Origin of the sequence: Ruegeria intermedia, assembly GCF_900129345.1 — a bacterium.
Lineage (GTDB): Bacteria > Pseudomonadota > Alphaproteobacteria > Rhodobacterales > Rhodobacteraceae > Ruegeria > Ruegeria intermedia.
This window is the reverse complement of record NZ_FQVK01000001.1, coordinates 133,063-151,495: the sequence shown is the minus strand read 5'-3', so window position 1 is coordinate 151,495 and position 18,433 is coordinate 133,063. Positions and strand designations below refer to the sequence as shown.

General features: G+C 65.1%; 20 protein-coding genes. 11 read left to right on the top strand and 9 right to left on the bottom strand.

Annotated features, from left to right (window positions below):
- Positions 1-8: 8 nt before the first annotated feature.
- Positions 9-977: a Bug family tripartite tricarboxylate transporter substrate binding protein gene (locus F3H26_RS00700; RefSeq protein ID WP_149774144.1), complete on the bottom strand. Its 969-nt coding sequence runs from the start codon at positions 975-977 to the stop codon at positions 9-11.
- 158 nt (positions 978-1,135) lie between these two features.
- Here F3H26_RS00700 and F3H26_RS00695 point away from each other — a divergent pair, with 158 nt between their 5' ends.
- From F3H26_RS00695 to F3H26_RS00685, 3 genes are read left to right on the top strand one after another with little or no spacing between them, the layout of a single operon-like run.
- On the top strand, positions 1,136-1,807 hold the full coding sequence (locus F3H26_RS00695) for a response regulator transcription factor (RefSeq protein ID WP_149774143.1): 672 nt from the start codon (positions 1,136-1,138) through the stop codon (positions 1,805-1,807).
- Positions 1,800-3,197: a sensor histidine kinase gene (locus F3H26_RS00690; protein WP_149774142.1), complete on the top strand. Its 1,398-nt coding sequence runs from the start codon at positions 1,800-1,802 to the stop codon at positions 3,195-3,197. Before F3H26_RS00695 ends, F3H26_RS00690 begins: the two co-directional genes overlap by 8 nt.
- Positions 3,194-4,234 (top strand): ABC transporter substrate-binding protein, encoded by a 1,041-nt coding sequence (locus tag F3H26_RS00685; protein WP_149774141.1) that lies wholly within the window; start codon positions 3,194-3,196, stop codon positions 4,232-4,234. Before F3H26_RS00690 ends, F3H26_RS00685 begins: the two co-directional genes overlap by 4 nt.
- On the opposite strand, the gene F3H26_RS00680 is transcribed toward F3H26_RS00685, so the two are convergent.
- Genes F3H26_RS00680 through F3H26_RS00670 form a run of 3 tightly spaced genes read right to left on the bottom strand, consistent with a single transcriptional unit; the run spans position 4,231 to position 7,776 of the window.
- Positions 4,231-5,751 carry a heme biosynthesis protein HemY gene (locus F3H26_RS00680; protein WP_149774140.1) on the bottom strand — a complete coding sequence of 507 codons (1,521 nt, stop codon included), beginning with the start codon at positions 5,749-5,751 and terminating at the stop codon, positions 4,231-4,233. The two genes, F3H26_RS00685 and F3H26_RS00680, sit on opposite strands and share 4 nt — an antisense overlap.
- 10 nt (positions 5,752-5,761) lie before the next feature.
- Entirely contained in the window at positions 5,762-7,009 is a 1,248-nt protein-coding gene (locus tag F3H26_RS00675; protein WP_149774139.1) for a COG4223 family protein, read from the bottom strand.
- Positions 7,010-7,062: 53 nt separating this feature from the next.
- Positions 7,063-7,776 carry a uroporphyrinogen-III synthase gene (locus F3H26_RS00670; protein WP_223162397.1) on the bottom strand — a complete coding sequence of 238 codons (714 nt, stop codon included), beginning with the start codon at positions 7,774-7,776 and terminating at the stop codon, positions 7,063-7,065.
- A 97-nt stretch (positions 7,777-7,873) separates the two neighbouring features.
- Between F3H26_RS00670 and tsaD the strand changes: the two genes are divergently transcribed.
- From tsaD to F3H26_RS00650, 4 genes are read left to right on the top strand one after another with little or no spacing between them, the layout of a single operon-like run.
- On the top strand, positions 7,874-8,971 hold the full coding sequence (gene tsaD, locus F3H26_RS00665) for a tRNA (adenosine(37)-N6)-threonylcarbamoyltransferase complex transferase subunit TsaD (protein WP_149774137.1): 1,098 nt from the start codon (positions 7,874-7,876) through the stop codon (positions 8,969-8,971).
- Positions 8,968-9,930: an NAD(P)H-dependent glycerol-3-phosphate dehydrogenase gene (locus tag F3H26_RS00660; protein WP_149774136.1), complete on the top strand. Its 963-nt coding sequence runs from the start codon at positions 8,968-8,970 to the stop codon at positions 9,928-9,930. Before tsaD ends, F3H26_RS00660 begins: the two co-directional genes overlap by 4 nt.
- A 1-nt stretch (position 9,931) precedes the next feature.
- Entirely contained in the window at positions 9,932-10,201 is a 270-nt protein-coding gene (locus F3H26_RS00655; protein ID WP_005979743.1) for a YciI family protein, read from the top strand.
- A complete protein-coding gene (locus F3H26_RS00650; protein ID WP_149774135.1) occupies positions 10,201-10,623 on the top strand; it encodes an EVE domain-containing protein in 423 nt (140 codons plus the stop codon). The genes F3H26_RS00655 and F3H26_RS00650 overlap by 1 nt, the downstream gene beginning before the upstream one ends.
- 216 nt (positions 10,624-10,839) lie before the next feature.
- Here the strand turns inward: F3H26_RS00650 and F3H26_RS00645 are convergent, their stop codons facing one another.
- Complete coding sequence (locus F3H26_RS00645) at positions 10,840-11,181, bottom strand: DUF2853 family protein (protein ID WP_149774134.1); 342 nt, start codon at positions 11,179-11,181, stop codon at positions 10,840-10,842.
- Between the two features lie 187 nt (positions 11,182-11,368).
- Between F3H26_RS00645 and F3H26_RS00640 the strand changes: the two genes are divergently transcribed.
- Entirely contained in the window at positions 11,369-12,016 is a 648-nt protein-coding gene (locus F3H26_RS00640; protein WP_149774133.1) for a DUF899 family protein, read from the top strand.
- Between the two features lie 54 nt (positions 12,017-12,070).
- On the opposite strand, the gene ahcY is transcribed toward F3H26_RS00640, so the two are convergent.
- Complete coding sequence (gene ahcY, locus F3H26_RS00635) at positions 12,071-13,459, bottom strand: adenosylhomocysteinase (protein ID WP_149774132.1); 1,389 nt, start codon at positions 13,457-13,459, stop codon at positions 12,071-12,073.
- Positions 13,460-13,555: 96 nt separating this feature from the next.
- On the bottom strand, positions 13,556-13,870 hold the full coding sequence (locus F3H26_RS00630; protein WP_149774131.1) for a hypothetical protein: 315 nt from the start codon (positions 13,868-13,870) through the stop codon (positions 13,556-13,558).
- A 206-nt stretch (positions 13,871-14,076) separates the two neighbouring features.
- Here F3H26_RS00630 and F3H26_RS00625 point away from each other — a divergent pair, with 206 nt between their 5' ends.
- Together F3H26_RS00625 and F3H26_RS00620 are read left to right on the top strand one after the other, a co-directional pair.
- Positions 14,077-14,670, top strand: a complete 594-nt coding sequence (locus F3H26_RS00625) for an HD domain-containing protein (protein WP_149774130.1) — start codon at positions 14,077-14,079, stop codon at positions 14,668-14,670.
- Positions 14,671-14,806: 136 nt separating this feature from the next.
- Positions 14,807-15,478, top strand: coding sequence for a deiodinase-like protein (locus F3H26_RS00620; protein ID WP_149774129.1), 672 nt, complete (start codon positions 14,807-14,809; stop codon positions 15,476-15,478).
- Between the two features lie 179 nt (positions 15,479-15,657).
- On the opposite strand, the gene F3H26_RS00615 is transcribed toward F3H26_RS00620, so the two are convergent.
- Complete coding sequence (locus tag F3H26_RS00615; RefSeq protein ID WP_149774128.1) at positions 15,658-16,212, bottom strand: ActR/PrrA/RegA family redox response regulator transcription factor; 555 nt, start codon at positions 16,210-16,212, stop codon at positions 15,658-15,660.
- 79 nt (positions 16,213-16,291) lie between these two features.
- On the bottom strand, positions 16,292-16,915 hold the full coding sequence (locus F3H26_RS00610; protein ID WP_149774127.1) for an SCO family protein: 624 nt from the start codon (positions 16,913-16,915) through the stop codon (positions 16,292-16,294).
- Between the two features lie 90 nt (positions 16,916-17,005).
- Here F3H26_RS00610 and regB point away from each other — a divergent pair, with 90 nt between their 5' ends.
- Positions 17,006-18,403, top strand: a complete 1,398-nt coding sequence (gene regB / locus F3H26_RS00605) for a sensor histidine kinase RegB (RefSeq protein WP_149774126.1) — start codon at positions 17,006-17,008, stop codon at positions 18,401-18,403.
- Positions 18,404-18,433 lie beyond the last annotated feature (30 nt).

The window sequence follows — 18,433 nt, the reverse complement described above, 5'->3', positions numbered from 1 at the left end:
TGGTGCGGTTACTTGATGATCCCGATCTCTTTCGAGATCGCCTGGATCTGGGCCACCGAGTCGGCGACGAAGTTCTGGAAGTCTTCGCCCTGCAGGTCCAGCGGGGCCAGGCCGTTGGCGGCCATCACGTCTTTCCACTCGTCCGAAGCATAGAGCTGAGCGATCTTGGACACCCAGTCGTTGTAGGCCTCGTCCGACATGCCGCCCGGGGCATAGAAGCCACGCCAGTTGGCGCCGATGGCGTCGACACCCTGTTCCTTGGCGGTCGGGAAATCGGCGAATTCGCCGGGCAGACGTTCAGGCGCCAGAACCGCGATCACCTTGATGTCGCCGGAGTCCACGAAGCCCTTGGCCTCGGAAATGTCGCCGGTAAAGGCTTGGACCGAGCCGGCCAGCAGCTGGGTCACCGCCTCGCCGCCGCCGTCAAAGGCGATGTACTTGACCGAGCGGACATCGTCGATGCCATAGGCGTTGGCCGCGATCAGCACCTTCAGGTGGTCCCAGCCGCCCACGGCCGAACCGCCCGCGACCGAAACCGAGGACGGGTCGGCTTTGATCTGGTCCAGCAGCTCGGGCAGGGTGTTGATCGGGCTGTCGGCAGCCACGGCGATCACGCCATAATCGGCGCCGATCGCGGCCAGCCAGCGGACCTGATCCATGGTGTTGCCCGGATAGGCGCCTTGGGCCAGACGGGTTGCGGTTGCGGCGCTTGCGGCGACGATCAGTTCGTTGTCGTCATTGCGCTTGTTCACTACCTCGGCAAAGGCCACGCCCCCGCCGCCACCGGCCAGGTTCACCACCTGCATGGTCTGGTCGATCAGGCCCAGATCCTGCAGCGACTTGCCCACCTGACGGCAGGTGAAATCCCATCCCCCGCCCGGGTTGGCCGGAGCGATGCATTCCGCCGCGTTGGCGGAAAAGCCGGTCAGGGCAAAGACTGCGGCGGCTACGACGCCGCCGGTTCCAAACAGTTTCATTCGGTTCTCCTCCTCAGGTCATTCTGGCCGTCTTGCGTGCGGCCGAAACCGATCCCCGCAGGGGCCGCATGGCGCAGCCCTTTCTTGCAGGTTGGTTTTCTTTACCGAATAATGCTGTCACGAACCTGTCACGGTGCGAGGGGCGTTTCGGGGGGGCCATGCGCGTATTGATGATCGAAGATGCCGAGGATCTGGCCGAGGGCGTCGTGGCCCATCTGGGCCGGTCCGGTGTGGTGTGCGATCTGGCCACCTCGGTCGAGGCGGCCCATGATTTCCGCGCGGTCCAGTCCTATGACGCGATCCTGCTGGACATCAACCTGCCCGACGGGTCGGGCCTGGGCTTTCTGGACCGGATCCGCGCCGCCGGAGATCGCACGCCGGTTCTGATGCTGACCGCGCTGACCGCGGTCGAGGACCGGGTCGCCGCGCTGGACAAAGGGGCCGACGATTACCTGGGCAAGCCCTTCGACCAGCGCGAGCTCGAGGCGCGGTTGCGCGCGCTGGTGCGTCGCGACGCTGACCGCAAGAGCGAGCAGTTAACGCTTGGCCCGCTGGTCTATGCCCCCAAGGACCGCAGCGCCACGCTGGGCGGCAAACGCCTGAACCTGACCGCACGCGAGGCCGCCGTGCTGGACGCCCTGATCCGGCACGAGGGGCAGTTCCTGTCCAAGGCGCGGCTGTACGACTCGCTTTATGGTTTCGAGGATGCCGATGTGGGCGTGAACGCGATCGAGCTGTATATCGCCCGGCTGCGCAAGAAATTCTCGGGCAGCGGCGTGACCATCACCACCCAGCGCGGGGTCGGGTACCGGATCGGCCTGCATGTTTAGGCCGCCCTTGCCCCACAGCCTGACCGCCCGGGTGCTGAGCGCGGTGGTGCTGATCCTTGTTCTGGGCGGCGTGCTGGTCGGCCTGTCGATCTGGGCCAACGGCCGGTTGGCGGCCCGTCAGGCCTATGACCGGCTGCTGCTGGGCGCTGCCAGCGACATCGCCGAATCCGTGCGCATCCAGGAGGGCCAGCCCATCGTTGACCTGCCGGTTTCGGCCTTTGAGCTGCTGGCCCAGGCCCCGGATGACCGGATCTATTACGCGGTGCGCGGGCCCGACGGGCGCTTCATCACCGGGCTGGACCCGGACACGGTGATCGCGCCCCCGCAGCCCGTCAGCCAGTCGGCCCAGTATTTCGCGGCAGACCTGAACGGGGAACCGGCCCGGTTCGTCCGACTACCCCGCCTGTTCGCCGAGCGCGACTTTTCCGGCGAGGTCGAAATCGTGGTCGGGCAGACCTTGCTGGCGCGGCGCGCGATGACTGCCGGGCTGATGCTGGACGCGCTGCTGCCGATGGCGGTGGCGGGCGCGTTGCTGCTGATCATGTCCTGGTTCGTCACCCGTTCGGCGCTGCGCCCGCTCGAGGCGATGTCGGATGACCTGATCCGCCGCGACCCCTATGACCTGACGCCCGTGGCCAGCGACGGGCTGCCACGCGAATTGCAGGTCATGATCGCGGCGATGAACCGGTTCATGGGGCGGCTGGACCGGCAGGTTCTGTCGATGCGCAACCTGATCGCCGACACCGCGCATCAGTTGCGCACCCCGGTCGCGGCGATCCGGGTGCAGGCCGAGATTGCCCAGGCGGACCCCGACAGCCCCGCCGGGCGCCGCGCGCTTGACCGGCTGCTGAACCGTACGCGGTCGCTCGGGACACTTCTGGATCAGCTTTTGTCGCGCGCGATGGTCATCCACCGCATCGACAGCGCCCCGCGCCTGCCGGTCGATCTGCGCGAAGTGGCGCTCGAGGCGCTGGAGCAGAGCGACCACGAGGTGATCGCCCCCGGTGTCGAGGTGCATCTGAAAATCGGGGAAGACCCGGTCTGGGTGCGGGGCGATGCGTTTTCGCTGGGCGAGGCCACCAAGAACCTGCTGGGCAACGCGCTGCGCCATGGCAAGGCCCCGGTCAGCATCGGCGCCAGCCTGGTGGGTGGCCAGGCCGTGCTGTGGGTGCGCGACAGCGGCCCGGGGCCGGAAACGTCGGTCTCTGCCCGGCTGGGCGACCGGTTCAACCGCAACGCAGGCTCGGGCGAGGACAGCAGCGGGCTGGGCCTGTCGATCGTCAAATCCACCGCCGAAGCCTTTGACGGCACCGTCGAGATGACCCGCACCGATGACGGGTTTCGCGTGTCGCTGAACTTTCCGGCCGCCACCGAAGGACCAGGCGCATGATACGGTTTCTGATCCCCCTGGCCCTGTGCCTGCTGATGCCGGGTACCCGCACTGCTGCGCAGGAAGCAGTGACCGAATTCGGCACCGGACCCACCCCCCTGCTGGTGCGCTCGACCACGGATATCGGCATTATCCGCCCGGTGATGGAACAGTTCGCGGAGCAAAACCCAGACCTGACCATAACCTATGAACAATGGGGCTCGAACGCGCTGTTCCAGCACAGCAAGACGGCCTGCAAGACCGGCGACAGCCCGGCGGATGCGGTGTTCTCCTCGGCGGTTCAGCAGATGGTCTGGTTGGTCAATGCCGCCTGCGCCCACCGCTACAGCTCGGCCCTCATGCAGGCGCTGCCCCCGGCCCGGCGCTGGCGGGACGAGCTGTGGGGGATCACCACCGAACCTGCCGTCATCGTCTACAACAAGGACCGTCTGGACGATCTGGAGGCGCCGCGCAGCCGCTTTGCCCTGCTGGACGCGATGCGCACCCGCCCCGACCTGCTGCGCGGCCGGGTGGCGACCTATGACATCGCGGCCTCGGGGCTGGGGTATCTGTTCGCCTATGGCGACAGTCTCGAGGCCACCACCTTTGGCTCGTTGATCGAGGGCTTTGCCCGGATCGACGCGGTGGCCACCTGCTGTTCGGCCGAGATCATCCGCGACGTGGCCCGGGGACGGTTCCTGATCGCCTACAACGTGCTTGGCTCATACGTGGCCAACGCGCAGGACCCCGCGGTTGGGGTGATCCTGCCCGAGGATTACACGCTGGTGCTGTCCCGCGCCTACATGATCCCAAGAAACGCGGCCAACAGCGCGGGCGGGCAGCGGCTGCTGGATTTCCTGCTGTCGCCGACGGCGCAGGACCTACTGGCCCGATCGGGGTTGGTGGCGCGGATGGATGCGGCCGAAACCGGCCTTGCGCCCAGCGCGCGCCGGTTCATTCCCCTGTCGCCCGCCCTGCTGGTGGCCAGCGATCCGAACCGCCGGGCGGAACTGTTCAACCTGTGGAACGACGCCTTCGACGTGGAAACCGCCCGCTAGGCGGTTTTGCCGGTATCCTCGGGAACCGGCTCTGCGCCGCCTTCGTCCGGTGCCGCCGCGCCCTCGGGTTCGGGTTCGATCGCCTCGGGCGCTTCGGCATCTTCGATCTCGGCCTCCTCGACCGCGTCCGATTGATCCTCGAGCGCACCCACGATCAGCGGCAGCATGTGCACGCCGGTCGCAGTCGCGATCTCGGGCGTTTTCGGCCGCTGCCAACTCAGCGTGTCGAAGCTGTGGCAGGTCGAGCAGACCGGCGCCCATTCGGCATGGATGTCGTGGCAGTTTTCGCAGACCCATTGCGGGCCGCGCGGCGCGTTCAGCGCCTTGGCCAGCCAGCCTTGAACCACCGCGTCCGACGCCCCCTCGCCCCGTTCGATCGCCGCCATCAGCGTATAGGCCCGCGCATCGGCGCCCTTCTCGACCAGATCGCCCAGCGCACGGCGGGCTTCGGGGAAGTCCTCGGCCACGATGTTCAGCTCGGCCCGGATCAGGCGGGTCTCGGGGTGGTCGGGGTGAATGCGGGTCAGGGTGGCAAAGCGCTTGATCCGCTCTTCGGGGGTCTCGTCCGGGACGATCTCGGCAAAGGCATGGGCCAGGTCGGGATGCGGCTGCGCCTCCCACGCCTTTTTCAGAATTTTGGTCGCCGCGCGCGGCTTGCCCTTGGCGATATAGGCCCGCGCGGCCATCGCGGCGGCGGGCACCAGATCGGGCGACAGGCGGTTGGCCTCGATCGCGCGCTCCTGCTGTTCGACGGTGGCGGACTCGTCCAGAATGTCCCTGGCCTCGGACAGGGCCAGCACCGCGTCGCGGCGACGGTAGACGTCGCGCGGCAGGTATCCCGCCTTCAGCTTGGCGGTCAGGGTCGAGCGCGCCCCGGCCCAATCCTGCGCCTTGGTCTGAAGGTTCAGCAGAACGTCCTGCGTTTCCTCGTGCCGTGGCTTCAGCTGCAACGCCTTCTCGGCCAGCTTGCGGGCGGTTTCCTCGTCCCCCTCGGCCAGCTTCTGTTTCAGGATGCCCCGCACCCCGACAAAACGCGTGGCCGGATCGCTCACCAGCTTCTTGTAGGTCTCGGCTGCCTTTTTCGTGTCGCCGGTCATTTCGGCCGCCTGGGCCACCAGCAGGTTGGTCAGTTCCGGCTTGTTCAGCAGCTTTTCGGCCTTGCGGGCCTTGGCCAGCGCGATGCGCCCCTCGCCCGAGGCCAGCGCCATCAGCCCGTCGGCCAGCGCCTGGTATCCGCGCTGCTCGCGGCTGCGGTCGAAATAGCGCGACAGGGCGGTTTCGTCACCATTGATGAATTTCAGCGTGGCGATCAACAGGCCCAACAGCTTCAGCCCCAGCCAGACGGCAAAGACCAGAACCCCCAGCGCGATGACCGACTGCAGCGGGCTGAGCGTGATTTCCAACCCCAGGGCGGTGATCTGAACGCCGCCGCTGGATTCCATCAGGTAACCGGCGCCCATCGCCAGCAGGCCGACGATCACGACAAAAACAAGGATCTTCAACAATGACCACAGCATGACAGGCCCTTCAGTTCGAGTTCACGCCGGAAACCAGCGCATTGACGGCAGTCTCGGCCTCCAGCCGGATCTTTGCCGCCTGTATCCATTCGGCCATGGCCGGTTTCGCGGCCTCGGGCAGCGCGTCCAGTTCGGCCAGGGCCGCCGCCAGATCGCCCTTGCCCACCGCGGCCTGCGCACGCGACAGGATGGCGTCGGGGTCGTTGCCCTCTTTCGGCGTGACCGAACGCGCCCCGGTCTGCCGTTGCAGAAACGCGATCAGGCCCGTGCCCTTGTCCGCAGCGCGAGCATCAGCCAGCGCCGCGCGGGCGGCGGGCGGGAAGCCATCGCGCAGATCGGCCAGGGTGGCCACGCCGTCATCGGCCGGCCCCGACAACGCATCCGGCACGGAAACACCGCCGGCTTGCAGATGGGCAACCAGGTCCGAATACGGGGCACCTGCGTCCAGCTGGCCCCGGATCCTGGCCAGCGTCGCCAGGTTTTCGGCCGCCTGAGCCTGAGCCTTGGCCTGCGCTTCCTGCGCCTGGGCGTCGGCCACCATCTTTTCGACCTCGGCGCGCTGGGCGGCCAGAGAGTCCTGCAGTTTCTTCAACTCGGCCTCGACCGCGGCAACCGTTTCGGGCGACGCTGCCTCGGTCAGCGGGCGCGCCTCGAGCTTGGCGACCCGCTCGGTCAGAGGGTCGATCTTGCCGGACAGGGTGTCGAGGCTGGATTTGATGGTCGAGATCTCGCTTTCGATCGGCCCCAGTTTGGCGCGCAGCGCCGCGATCTCGGCGGCCGGGTCCGGGGCCGCGGCCAGCTGCTTGCCCAAGGCGGCCAGTTGGTCGGCTTGATCGGACAGCTTGGCCTCGAGGCCCGCAATGGCCTCGGACGGGTCCGATCCCGCGGGCCACAGCAGGTCGCTGCGCCCGGCGGCAAACCCGATCGCGGCGGCAACCACCCCACCGATCAGGGCCGGCAAGAACCCACCGCGTCTGGCTGCGGGGTCCGGTTTGTTTTCGCTGGGCCGTGTTTCCGCGACAGGGGTCGGGGCTTCGGCTTCGGCTTCGGCTTCGGCTTCGGCTTCGGCTTCGGCTTCGGCTTCGGCTTCGGCTTCGGCTTCGGCTTCGGCTTCGGCTTCGGCTTCGGAAGGCTCCTGTTCCACCTTGTCCGACGGGTCAAGCGGGTCCGAGTCCATTTCGGCATCCGCCGCTTCGATCACGTCTTCGACCTTGGGGTCATCCACCGGTTTCTGATCCGTGTCTTTCCTGGCAGCCACCGTCACTTCCCCCTGTCGAATCCTAAAAAGCCTTGTGTTCAGACGGCCCCAAGTTAATCCGCCCCCTGCCCGCCCTCAAGCTGGATCGCGTATTTCACAAGTTTTTTCACGGCTTTCCGCATGCTCTTCGGCGTCGGGTGTTTGGCAATCCGCAAGCGGGCAATGGCCAAGTTTTCAAGGGGCTCGGCGGTCGGTCCGCTCATCGCGGCGACCAAAAGCGGCGCCGGTCCGGGCCAGAGGTCGGCAAATTGTCGCGCAGTGCGCGGCGAGAACAAGGGCGCAATCACCGCGGCCGATCCGGCCGCCGCGGCCTGGGCCTCGGGCGTCAAAGGCAGCAGCTGCTGGCGATAGACCGGCTGTTCCCGCACGGTCAGGCCCAGTTCGGTCAGCCGGGCCGCGATGTTTCCGCGGCTGTGCTCTCCGCGCAGATGCAGCAGCGGGCTGTCCGGGCGCTGTTTCAGCAGTTTGGCCACCAGTTCCTCGGCGGTTTCGCCGGCCATACGGGCCTCCCACCCGGCCTGGCGGGCCGTCTCGGTGGTGGCCGGCCCCACGCAATGGGCGGGCAGATCCCGGCGCACATCCTGCGCCGCAGCGGCCGCCACGCCATTGGCCGAGGTGAAGATCAGCCCCCGGACTCCGGTCGTGTCCACCGCCTGTTCCATCGGCCGGATATCCAGCAGCGGGGAATAGATCACCTGGACCCGCGACCGCAAACGTTCGGGCAGCTGCGCCACGAACCTTTCCGAGGCGGCGCGGGGGCGGGTCATCAACAGGTACACGGGCGGGCGTTCAGGCCTTGAGGATTGTTTGCTGCGGCGCGGGGTGATACCCCGCGACCAGATCATGATGCAATGGTTCAGGCCGATGGTGCAAACACTTACCGTTCTGGGATTGGAAAGCAGCTGCGATGACACGGCGGCGGCCGTGGTGCGGCAGACCGAGGGCGAACCGGCGCAGGTTCTTTCCTCGGTCGTGCATGGCCAGACGGAGCTGCACAGCGCCTTCGGCGGCGTGGTGCCCGAGATCGCGGCCCGCGCGCATGCCGAAAAGCTGGATGTCTGCGTGCAACAGGCGTTGGAGCAGGCGGGCCTGACTCTGCAGGATATGGACGCCGTGGCGGTGACCGCCGGGCCGGGACTGATCGGCGGGGTCATGTCCGGCGTGATGTGCGCCAAGGGGATCAGCGCGGCCACCGGTCTGCCGCTGATCGGCGTCAACCACCTGGCCGGCCACGCGCTGACCCCGCGGCTGACGGACGGGATCGCCTTTCCCTACCTGATGCTGCTGGTGTCCGGCGGGCATTGCCAATACCTGATCGCCCACGGTCCCGAGCGGTTCACGCGGCTGGGCGGCACCATCGACGACGCCCCAGGCGAGGCCTTCGACAAGACCGCGCGCCTGCTGGGCCTGCCCCAGCCCGGCGGCCCCTCGGTCGAGGCCGAGGCCCGCAACGGGGACCCCAAGCGCTTTCGCTTTCCGCGGCCGCTGCTGGACCGGCCCGGGTGCGATCTGTCCTTTTCCGGGCTCAAGACCGCCTTGATGCGGATGCGCGACCAGATCGTGGCCGACAAGGGCGGGCTGACGCGTCAGGACCGCGCCGATCTGTGCGCCGGGTTCCAGCAGGCGGTCGTGGATACGCTGGCCGAAAAGACCCGCCGTGCCATCGCCCTGTATCTTGAAACCAACCCGGCCGAGCCGGTGATCGCGGTGGCCGGGGGCGTTGCGGCCAATACGGCCATTCGGTCTGCGTTAGAGTCTGTTTCCGCGGATGCCGGCGCGCGGTTTACCGCCCCGCCGCTGCACCTGTGCACCGACAATGCGGCGATGATCGCCTATGCCGGGTTGGAACGGTTCCGGCTGGGCGCGCGTGACGGGCTGGACCTGACCGCCCGGCCCCGCTGGCCGCTGGACCAGACCAGCCCGGCCATGCTGGGCGGCGGGCGCAAGGGGGCCAAGGCATGAACGTCTCGGTCCTTGGATCGGGCGCCTTCGGCACCGCGCTGGCGATCTCGTTGGCGGGCAAGGGTCCGGTCACCTTGTGGGCCCGGTCGGGCGAGCGGGCGCAGACGATGCAGGCGACCCGCCGCAACGACACGCGCCTTCCGGGTGTCACCCTGCCCGACGCGATCACTGTGACCGCTGAAATCGCCCTGGCCTGTCAAAGCGACGAGTTGTTGCTGGCGGTGCCCATGCAAAAGCTGCGCGATGTCCTGTCGGACCATGCGGCGGACCTGCAGGGTCGCAGCCTGGTGGCCTGCTGCAAAGGCATCGAACTGTCCACAGGCCTCGGTCCGATTGCCGTGATCGAACAGGTGCTGCCCGGCGCCCGCACTGCCTTGCTGACCGGGCCCAGCTTTGCCGATGACATCGCCCGCGGGTTGCCTACGGCGCTGACCCTGGCCTGCGCCGACGCGGACCTGGGCGCCCAGTTGCAACAGACGCTGACCACCGCCAACCTGCGGCTCTACCGGACTACCGACGTGACCGGGGCCGAGCTGGGCGGCGCGTTGAAGAACGTGATGGCCATCGCCTGCGGGGCCTGCATCGGCGCGGGTCTGGGGGACAGCGCCCGCGCGGCCCTGATGACGCGCGGCTTTGCCGAGATGCAGCGCTTTGCCGCGATGCGCGGCGCTCGGCCCGAGACGCTGATGGGCCTGTCGGGTCTGGGCGATCTGGTCCTGACCTGCTCGTCCGAATTGTCGCGCAACTTCCGGTTCGGCTTGTCGCTGGGCCGCAGCGAGTCCTTTGACGCCGCGACCACCGTCGAAGGCGTGGCCACGGCAAATGCAATGGCCGCCATCGCCGCGGCCGAGGGGCTGGACATGCCCATCTGCCAGACGGTGGCGCAGCTCAGCCGTGGCGCCTACAGTGTCGCCGAGGCCCTGCAATCCCTGCTCAGTCGCCCACTCAAGGAGGAATGACATGCTTATCGCCCTGATCGCCCGCGACAAGGACGGCGCCCTGCAGACCCGTCTGGACAACCGCGCCGCGCACCTGGCCTATATCGAAGAAACCGGCGTGGTCGCACAGGCCGGGCCGTTGCTGGACGGCGATGCCATGATCGGGTCGCTGGTCATCCTTGATGTCGAGGATCTGTCCGCCGCACAGGCCTGGGCCGACAACGACCCCTATGCCAAGGCCGGTCTGTTCAAATCGGTCGAACTGATCCCGTGGAAGAAGGTCATCGGCTGATGGCGCATTGGCTGTTCAAATCCGAACCCTCGACATGGAGCTGGGACCAGCAGGTCGCCAAGGGCGACGCGGGCGAGGAATGGGACGGGGTGCGCAACTATCAGGCCCGCAATTTCATGCGGCAGATGAAGCTGGGCGACCGGGGGTTTTTCTATCATTCGCAGAAGGACAAAGCGATCGTCGGCATCGTCGAGGTCTGCGCCGAGGCCCATCCCGACAGCACCACCGATGACGACCGGTGGGACTGCGTGGACATCAAGGCAGTGCGCCCCTTCGCCAAACCGGTCACGCTGGACCAGATCAAGGCTGATCCCCGGCTGGCCGACATGGTGCTGGTCAAGAACTCGCGCCTCTCGGTGCAGCCCGTCTCGGATGCCGAATGGGCGGTGATCTGCGAATTGGGCCAGACCGAACCGGATTGAAAAAAGGGAAGGCCCTGACGATGCAGAACCTTCCCTACCCCGCGTGCTCCCTACTCACCACACGCAAAGAAATCTCTGGTTCTGACCGTCCTGGTCACGGGTTGAACGTAGCCCAGAGCACGGCGGTTTTTCAAACGCCAAATCAATAGAGTATGATTCAAATGCAAAACGCCCGCCGAACCAGTCGGACGGGCGTTTCCGAATGTCGCGGCGGGATCAGCCGTAGACGGACTCTTTGCCGAAATGCTTGGTCAGCATGTAATAGACCACCGCGCGGTATTTGTTGCGCTCGGACTTGCCGTAGGTTTCGATGACCTTGTTGATCGCTTCCATCAGCTCGGGGCCATCCGACAGGCCCAGTTTCTTGATCAGGAAGTTGTTCTTGACCGTCTCCAGCTCGCCTTCCTGGCTGGCGGCCACGGTTGCGGCATCCGCGTCATAGATCGAAGGCCCGCAACCGATCGTCACCTTGGTCAACAGGTCCATGTCGGGGTCCATCCCGCACTTGTTCTTCAGATCATCCGCGTATTTGGCGATCAACTCGTCACGTTTTCCCATTGTCCTCTCCTGTATGGGTTGGGGTCCGGCCTTTGCGGCGCTGGAGGAACGGTAGCGGCTGGCAGGAAAAGCACAAAGGGAAAAATCGGGCATGTTCCCCGTAGACCACGCCGTGCAGCCCGCGCCTTGATCTGTTCGGGCTCTTTATTTAACATAGCAGTTAAATAATGATCCAAGGAGACCCGTCATGCCCGTCGCCCTACCCAACGAAAGCGCCGCGTACCGAACCGCCCGAAATGCCCTGTTGGCCGCCGAAGCCGATTTGCGTGCGCGGGTCGAGGACGTGGCCGCACTGCGCCGCGCCCTGCCCAAAGGCGGCCGGATCCCGCAGGACTATGCCTTACGGGATCTCGGCGGCAACACTGCCCCGATTTCCAGCCTGTTCGGCGACCATGACACTCTGGTCGTGTATTCGCTGATGTTCGGCCCCAAGGCGCAGGACCCCTGCCCCATGTGCGCGGCCTTTCTGGACGGGCTGACCGGGCAGGTCGCGCATCTGACCCGAAAAACCGCCTTTGCGGTCGTGGCGCAGAATACGCCGGATGCCCTGGCCGCGCTGCGCCGGCGCATGGGCTGGCAGGATCTGCCGCTGTATTCCGCGTTGGACACGACCTACCAGCAAGACTATCTGGCCGAGACCGAGGACGGAAGCCAGTTGCCGATCCTGACCGTGTTTCAGCGCGATGCGGATGGCATCCACCATTTCTGGAGCTCCGAGCTGTTCTTTGAACCCAGCGACTGGCATCCGCGCCATGTCGACGCGGTCTGGCCCCTGTGGAACATTCTGGACCTGACGCCGCAGGGGCGCGGCGATTTCGTGCCGCCGCTGCGCTGACCGCAACAAAAAAGGCGGCCCGGATGGCCGCCTTTTCCGCGAACTTCCGACCGATCAATACCGGTAATGCTCGGGCTTGAACGGGCCTTCGGGCGTGACACCGATGTAATCGGCCTGCTCTTTGTTCAGCTTGGTCAGCTTGACGCCGATCCGGTCCAGATGCAGGCGCGCGACCTTTTCGTCCAGGTGCTTGGGCAGGATATGGACCTTGTTCTCGTACTTGTCGCCACGGGTCCACAGCTCGATCTGGGCCAGAACCTGGTTGGTGAACGACGCCGACATCACGAAGGACGGGTGCCCGGTGGCGTTGCCCAGGTTCAGCAGACGGCCTTCGGACAGCAGGATGATGCGGTTGCCCGAGGGCATCTCGATCATGTCCACCTGATCCTTGATGTTGGTCCATTTGTGGTTGCGCAGGCTGGCCACCTGAATCTCGTTGTCGAAATGGCCGATATTGCCGACGATGGCCATGTCCTTCATCTCGCGCATGTGCTCGATGCGGATCACGTCCTTGTTGCCGGTGGTGGTGATGAAGATGTCGGCGGTCGAAACCACGTCTTCCAGCAGAACCACCTCATACCCGTCCATCGCGGCCTGCAGGGCGCAGATCGGGTCGACCTCGGTCACCTTCACGCGGGCACCGGCGCCGCGCAGGGACGCGGCCGAGCCCTTGCCCACGTCGCCATAACCGCAGACCACGGCAACCTTGCCGGCCATCATCGTGTCGGTGGCGCGGCGGATGCCATCGACCAGCGATTCCTTGCAGCCGTATTTGTTGTCGAATTTGGACTTGGTGACGCTGTCATTCACGTTGATCGCCGGGAACGGCAGGTGGCCGTCCTTGACCAGCTGATACAGGCGGTTGACGCCGGTGGTGGTTTCCTCGGACACGCCCTTGATCTGATCGCGCACCTTGGTGAACCAGCCCGGGCTGGCGGCCATCCGCTTGTTGATCTGCGCCTTGATGACTTCTTCCTCTTCCGAGGACGGGACGGGGATGATGTCCTCGCCCGCTTCGGCGCGCGCGCCCAGCAGGATGTACAGTGTGGCGTCGCCGCCATCGTCCAGGATCAGGTTCGGGCCGTCTTCGAACAGGAAAGACTTGTCGAGATAGTCCCAATGCTCTTCCAGAGTCTGGCCCTTGATGGCAAAGACCGGAATGCCCGCCTCGGCGATGGCCGCCGCCGCGTGGTCCTGGGTCGAGAAGATGTTGCACGACGCCCAGCGCACATCCGCGCCCAGCGCGACCAGCGTTTCGATCAGAACGGCGGTCTGGATCGTCATGTGCAATGACCCGACGATGCGCGCCCCTTTCAGCGGCTTGCTGTCGCCGTATTCCGCACGCAGAGCCATCAGGCCCGGCATTTCGGTTTCAGCAATATCCAGTTCCTTGCGGCCGAACCCGGCCAGTGAAATGTCTTTGACGATGTAGTCGCCGGCCATCAGATGCTCCATTCCGATCAACAACGGTTTGGGCAGGCCCTAACACCGTTGGGGAAAAGTGGCAATGTGGATGGCGGGCGCGTCGCCGGCGTCAAGTCAACTGGGCGCCCCTTCAGCCGGGGCCTTGGGCGTCACTTCGAAGAAATCGGTGCCGGCGGCGACAATGCAGCTGATGCCGTTGGCGTGGGTCATCAACACGGTATAGGTGCCGGTGGCGCGCGAGGCCCATACCTCCATGACCGTCAGACCGCCCCGCGTGTTCTGCAATCCGCCAAAGGCCAGCTCTTCGGAATAGATCTGCTGCAATTTGGCGATCACATCCGCGCGCAGGGCGCAGTTCTGAGCCGATGCGGGCGGCGCAGCCGCAGCCATTCCAAAGACCAGGGCCATTCCCAACAAACGCTTGAACATGACAAGCTCCTTTCGGTTCGGGTTTCGATCCGAGAGGGGCACGCCGGGAGGAACGCGCGCCCCCCTCAGCCTTGATGTCGTGATCCCCGCGTGCCGGTTCAAAGCACGATTGCTCAAGAAACTGTTGGCAGCCGGTGATCAGGATGGCTTAAGCATAGCACGAACCCGCGTTTCAGGCACATTCGGCACGAAAGGGGCATGGCAGAATGGCAACACAACCCAGGGCATGGCAGAGGATGCTGTCGGGCCGCCGGCTGGACCTGCTGGACCCGACGCCGGTGGATATCGAGATCGAGGATATCGCCCATGGGCTGGCTTTCGTGGCGCGCTGGAACGGCCAGACGGCGGGCGACTTCGCCTATTCCGTGGCCGAGCATTCCCTGCTGGTCGAAGAGCTGTTCGGCCGGATCGCCCCCAAGGCGCCGGTGAAATGGCGGCTGGCGGCGCTGCTGCACGATGCGCCGGAATATGTGATCGGCGACATGATCTCGCCGGTGAAGGCGGCGGTCGGCCCCGGTTACGGCGCGCTGGACGACCGGCTGGCGGCGGCAATCCACATCCGCTTCGGCCTGCCCGCCGCGGTGCCGAAAACGGTGAAACGTCAGATCAAGAAGGCCGACCGGATCAGCGCCTGGATGGAGGCCACCCAGATCGCGGGGTTTTCCGAGGCCGAGGCAAGCAAGTTCTTCGGCCGACCGGACGCGGCGGTGATGGAGGGGTTGCAGATCACGCTGAGGCCACCGGTCGAGGTGCGGCAAGCATATACGGCGCGGCATGCGGAGCTGCTGGCGCTGCTATAGAAAATGACTTTGGCTGGAGGTCTGCTTTGAGCCCATACCTGCTGAATTCCGCGTCGCACCCCAATGTCGCTATGGATACATACCTTTCAGGTATGCTTCGGTTCCTGCTATTGTGCGGATCGAGGGGGATGTTTCTATGAGCCGAATTGCGTTCGAAATGCGGGACCAGATGGATGACATGTCGGAAGCCGATTTCAAAGACGCTATGGGCTTGAGCAAATCTGCATTCCGCGACTACCTGAGGACGGCTGCAGACCAAGAGCATCGGTGTCTCGCTCAAGTGGGTGAAACCGCCCCCGATTTTGCCGCTCACACTCTGAAAGCCGAAGGCGGTATCTCTTCTGGACTTCTGGCCCTCTCCGATCTGCGCGGCGCTCCTGTCTCGCTGATATTTGGGTGTTACACTTGCCCGGTTTTCCGTCGCCAATCAGATAGGATGAAGCAACTGATCGAGCACTACGGTGGTCGAGTGCAATTCGTTTTTGTCTATGTATTGGAGGCGCATCCAACAGATGGGTGGAACACAGAATCGAACAGAGCTGCCGGCATACTGTATTCACAGCCCATCAATTTGGAGGACCGTGCCAAGGTCGCTAATGACTGGCGAAGGGCATACGAATTCAAAAATCCGGTTGTGCTGGATTGGCCAGACAATCGAATAAACGCGGATTATGCAGGAGAACCAGAACGGCTTTATGTGTTGGACAGTGACGGCATCGTGACGTTCAAGTCGGAACAGGGACCCTACTACGACAGCCATCTCGAGGACTGGGCCGCTGCCTTGGAAAGGGTCGCTCGCTCAAACTAGGCGCACGAGCATCCGCGCAGTCCCGGGGCGTCAATGTTTGTTGACGGCCGATTTACCTCACAGCCTGGAAGCGGCCATTGATGGGAAAACGTCGAATGGCAGTTTCGTCCGCAGAGCCGCCATTCCAGCCTGCTTCCAATCCTACCCTGAATTTCCAACCGGCGTAACGCGACCCGGTGTTAACGCGGGCTGCGTTTCGCCAGAATCCGCTGCAAAGTCCGGCGGTGCATGTTCAGACGCCGCGCGGTTTCCGAGACGTTTCGGTCGCACAGCTCATAGACCCGCTGGATATGCTCCCACCGCACGCGGTCGGCGCTCATGGGGTTTTCGGGGGGCGGGGGCAGTTCGTCGCCCTTGGCCAGCAGCGCGTTGGTGATGTCGGTGGCATCGGCCGGTTTCGACAGATAGTCGGTCGCGCCGATTTTCACCGCCGCCACGGCGGTTGCAATCGCGCCGTATCCGGTCAGAACCACCACCCGGCAATCGGGGCGCTTTTCCCGCAGCACCTCGACCACGTCCAGCCCGTTGCCATCCTCGAGCCGCAGGTCCACCACGGCAAAAGCGGGCGGGCGGGCGGTGGCGATGGCACGTCCGGCGGCGACCGATCCGGCGGTTTCCACCTCGAACCCGCGCTTTTCCATCGCCTTGGCCAGACGCCTCAGAAACGGCTCGTCATCATCCACCAGAAGCAGGGATTTGTCGGGGCCGATGTCAAGCTGCGCACTGTCTGCCATGTGGGATCTTTCTGCTATGTCCTGCCGATAGGCTTGATGTTGAATAATAGCAGCGCCACACCAAAGGTCAAACCACCCTCTATTTCCCGGCCTGGTCCAGGAAACAGGCGACCCGGTCTGCCATCTGCTCGGCCGTGTCGTCGCGCTTGAAGAACTCCAGGAACCCGTCCTGCGGCGTGACGAAATAGGTAAAGGTGGAATGATCGACCAGATAATACTCGTCGCTCTTGTCCTGGGCCTTGTAATAGGTCTTGTAGGCCTTGCTTGCGGCTTTGACCTGCTCGGGCGTTCCGGTCAGACCGATCATCTTTTCATGCAGGTTGTAGGCAAAATCGCCGACCACCTCGGGGGTGTCGCGATCGGGGTCGATCGAGATGAAGATCGGCGTCACCGAATAGCCGCGCTCGGCCAGGATATCGACGGCCTCGGCATTGCGGGTGGTGTCCAGCGGGCAGACATCGGGACAGAAGGTATAGCCGAAATAGATCAGCGACGGCTCGGTGATCACATCCTTGTCGGTCACGGTTTCGCCCTTGGAATTGATCAGCTCGAACGGGCCGCCGATGGCGGCGGAGCCGCCGGCGATCTGGCTGGTCCGGCATTGGGCGAACTTGTCCTCGGGCCCGCCACGCGTCATCAGCCACATGGCGCCCAGGCCAAGGGCCAGAACAACGGTTGCGAGAATGGCGTAAAGACGGGTCATGGCGTAATTCCTGACGCAAGGGGCTGTTGATCGGTTCGGCCGCGACACCTATCAAGTTGACCAGCCGCCGCAACAGGACATAATCGCGCGATGACGGATTCCAACACCAGCCTCTGGCGCGGACAGGAACGCAGCAGCTGGATCCGGCTGCGCACGCTGATCCTGCTGCGATGGGTGGCCATCATCGGCCAGCTGACCGCCATCACCGTGGCGCAGCAGGTCTATCACGTTCAGCTGGAACTGGGCCTGTGCTATCTGGCCATCGGCATATCGGTGATGGGCAACCTGACCGCCATGCTGCTGTTCCCGCAGAACAAGCGCCTGACCGAGTTCGAGAACTTCCTGATGGTGCTGTTCGACCTGCTGCAGCTGGCCATTCTGCTGTACCTCACCGGCGGGCTGAACAATCCGTTCGCGCTGCTGCTGCTGGGGCCGGTGACCATCGCCGCCAACGTCATGAGCACCCGCTCGACCCTGATCATCGGCGGGGCGGCGATCATCGTCGCGACGCTGCTGGCCCGGTTCCACCTGCCGCTGCGCACCAATCTGGGGCTGGTGCTGGACATCCCCGAGATCCTGCTGTTCGGAAACTGGGCCGCCATCGTGATCGCGATCGTGTTCATCGGCGCCTATTCGCACCGCATCAGCGCCGAGGTGCAGTCGATGTCCGAGGCGCTGGCCGCCACCCAGATGGCGCTGGCCCGCGAACAGAAACTGACCGATCTGGGCGGGGTCGTGGCCGCCGCCGCGCATGAGCTGGGCACGCCGCTGGCCACCATCAAGCTGACCAGCGCCGAGCTGATCGAGGAACTGGACGACCGCCCGGACCTGAAGGAAGACGCCGCCCTGATCCGCGAGCAGGCCGACCGCTGCCGCGACATCCTGCGCGACATGGGCCGGGCCGGCAAGGACGACCTGCACCTGCGGCAAGCGCCCCTGTCCACCGTGATCCACGAGGCCGCCGAGCCGCATATCCACCGCGGCAAACAGGTGCATTTCGCCGAAGGGCCGGGGCCGGATGGCGACGTTCAGCAGCCCTCGATCCTGCGCAAACCCGAGATCATCCACGGGCTGCGCAACCTGATTCAGAACGCGGTGGATTTCGCCCGCGGGCAGGTCTGGGTCGAAGCCGAATGGACCCCCGACCGGATCACCGTCAGCATCATGGATGACGGGCGCGGGTACCCGGCCCAGATCATCGGGCGCATCGGCGACCCGTTCATGCGCCGCAAACGCGCCGAGACCGACCTGCGCACGCGGCCCGAATACGAGGGCATGGGCCTGGGTCTGTTCATCGCCAAGACGCTGCTGGAACGCAGCGGCGCGGAACTGACTTTCGCGAACGGATCCGATCCGTATCAGGACCTCACCGACGACCCCGAGCGCCGGGGCGCCATCGTTCTGGTGTCCTGGCCGCGGAAACTGATCGACGCCCAGAGCGGCGAGTCGCCGGTTCCCTCGGGCGCCAACAAGCCGTTCCGGGTCTGAGTTAAGACGCCGTTAACCATTGGCGCCGAT

Excerpts from the sequence above, each read along its gene's own strand:
- F3H26_RS00700 (WP_149774144.1), bottom strand. The coding sequence starts at position 977 with ATGAAACTGTTTGGAACCGGCGGCGTCGTAGCCGCCGCAGTCTTTGCC.
- F3H26_RS00695 (WP_149774143.1), top strand. The coding sequence starts at position 1,136 with ATGCGCGTATTGATGATCGAAGATGCCGAGGATCTGGCCGAGGGCGTC.
- F3H26_RS00690 (WP_149774142.1), top strand. The coding sequence starts at position 1,800 with ATGTTTAGGCCGCCCTTGCCCCACAGCCTGACCGCCCGGGTGCTGAGC.
- F3H26_RS00685 (WP_149774141.1), top strand. The coding sequence starts at position 3,194 with ATGATACGGTTTCTGATCCCCCTGGCCCTGTGCCTGCTGATGCCGGGT.
- F3H26_RS00680 (WP_149774140.1), bottom strand. The coding sequence starts at position 5,751 with ATGCTGTGGTCATTGTTGAAGATCCTTGTTTTTGTCGTGATCGTCGGC.
- F3H26_RS00670 (WP_223162397.1), bottom strand. The coding sequence starts at position 7,776 with ATGACCCGCCCCCGCGCCGCCTCGGAAAGGTTCGTGGCGCAGCTGCCC.
- tsaD (WP_149774137.1), top strand. The coding sequence starts at position 7,874 with ATGGTGCAAACACTTACCGTTCTGGGATTGGAAAGCAGCTGCGATGAC.
- F3H26_RS00660 (WP_149774136.1), top strand. The coding sequence starts at position 8,968 with ATGAACGTCTCGGTCCTTGGATCGGGCGCCTTCGGCACCGCGCTGGCG.
- F3H26_RS00655 (WP_005979743.1), top strand. The coding sequence starts at position 9,932 with ATGCTTATCGCCCTGATCGCCCGCGACAAGGACGGCGCCCTGCAGACC.
- F3H26_RS00650 (WP_149774135.1), top strand. The coding sequence starts at position 10,201 with ATGGCGCATTGGCTGTTCAAATCCGAACCCTCGACATGGAGCTGGGAC.
- F3H26_RS00645 (WP_149774134.1), bottom strand. The coding sequence starts at position 11,181 with ATGGGAAAACGTGACGAGTTGATCGCCAAATACGCGGATGATCTGAAG.
- F3H26_RS00640 (WP_149774133.1), top strand. The coding sequence starts at position 11,369 with ATGCCCGTCGCCCTACCCAACGAAAGCGCCGCGTACCGAACCGCCCGA.
- ahcY (WP_149774132.1), bottom strand. The coding sequence starts at position 13,459 with ATGGCCGGCGACTACATCGTCAAAGACATTTCACTGGCCGGGTTCGGC.
- F3H26_RS00630 (WP_149774131.1), bottom strand. The coding sequence starts at position 13,870 with ATGTTCAAGCGTTTGTTGGGAATGGCCCTGGTCTTTGGAATGGCTGCG.
- F3H26_RS00625 (WP_149774130.1), top strand. The coding sequence starts at position 14,077 with ATGGCAACACAACCCAGGGCATGGCAGAGGATGCTGTCGGGCCGCCGG.
- F3H26_RS00620 (WP_149774129.1), top strand. The coding sequence starts at position 14,807 with ATGAGCCGAATTGCGTTCGAAATGCGGGACCAGATGGATGACATGTCG.
- F3H26_RS00615 (WP_149774128.1), bottom strand. The coding sequence starts at position 16,212 with ATGGCAGACAGTGCGCAGCTTGACATCGGCCCCGACAAATCCCTGCTT.
- F3H26_RS00610 (WP_149774127.1), bottom strand. The coding sequence starts at position 16,915 with ATGACCCGTCTTTACGCCATTCTCGCAACCGTTGTTCTGGCCCTTGGC.
- regB (WP_149774126.1), top strand. The coding sequence starts at position 17,006 with ATGACGGATTCCAACACCAGCCTCTGGCGCGGACAGGAACGCAGCAGC.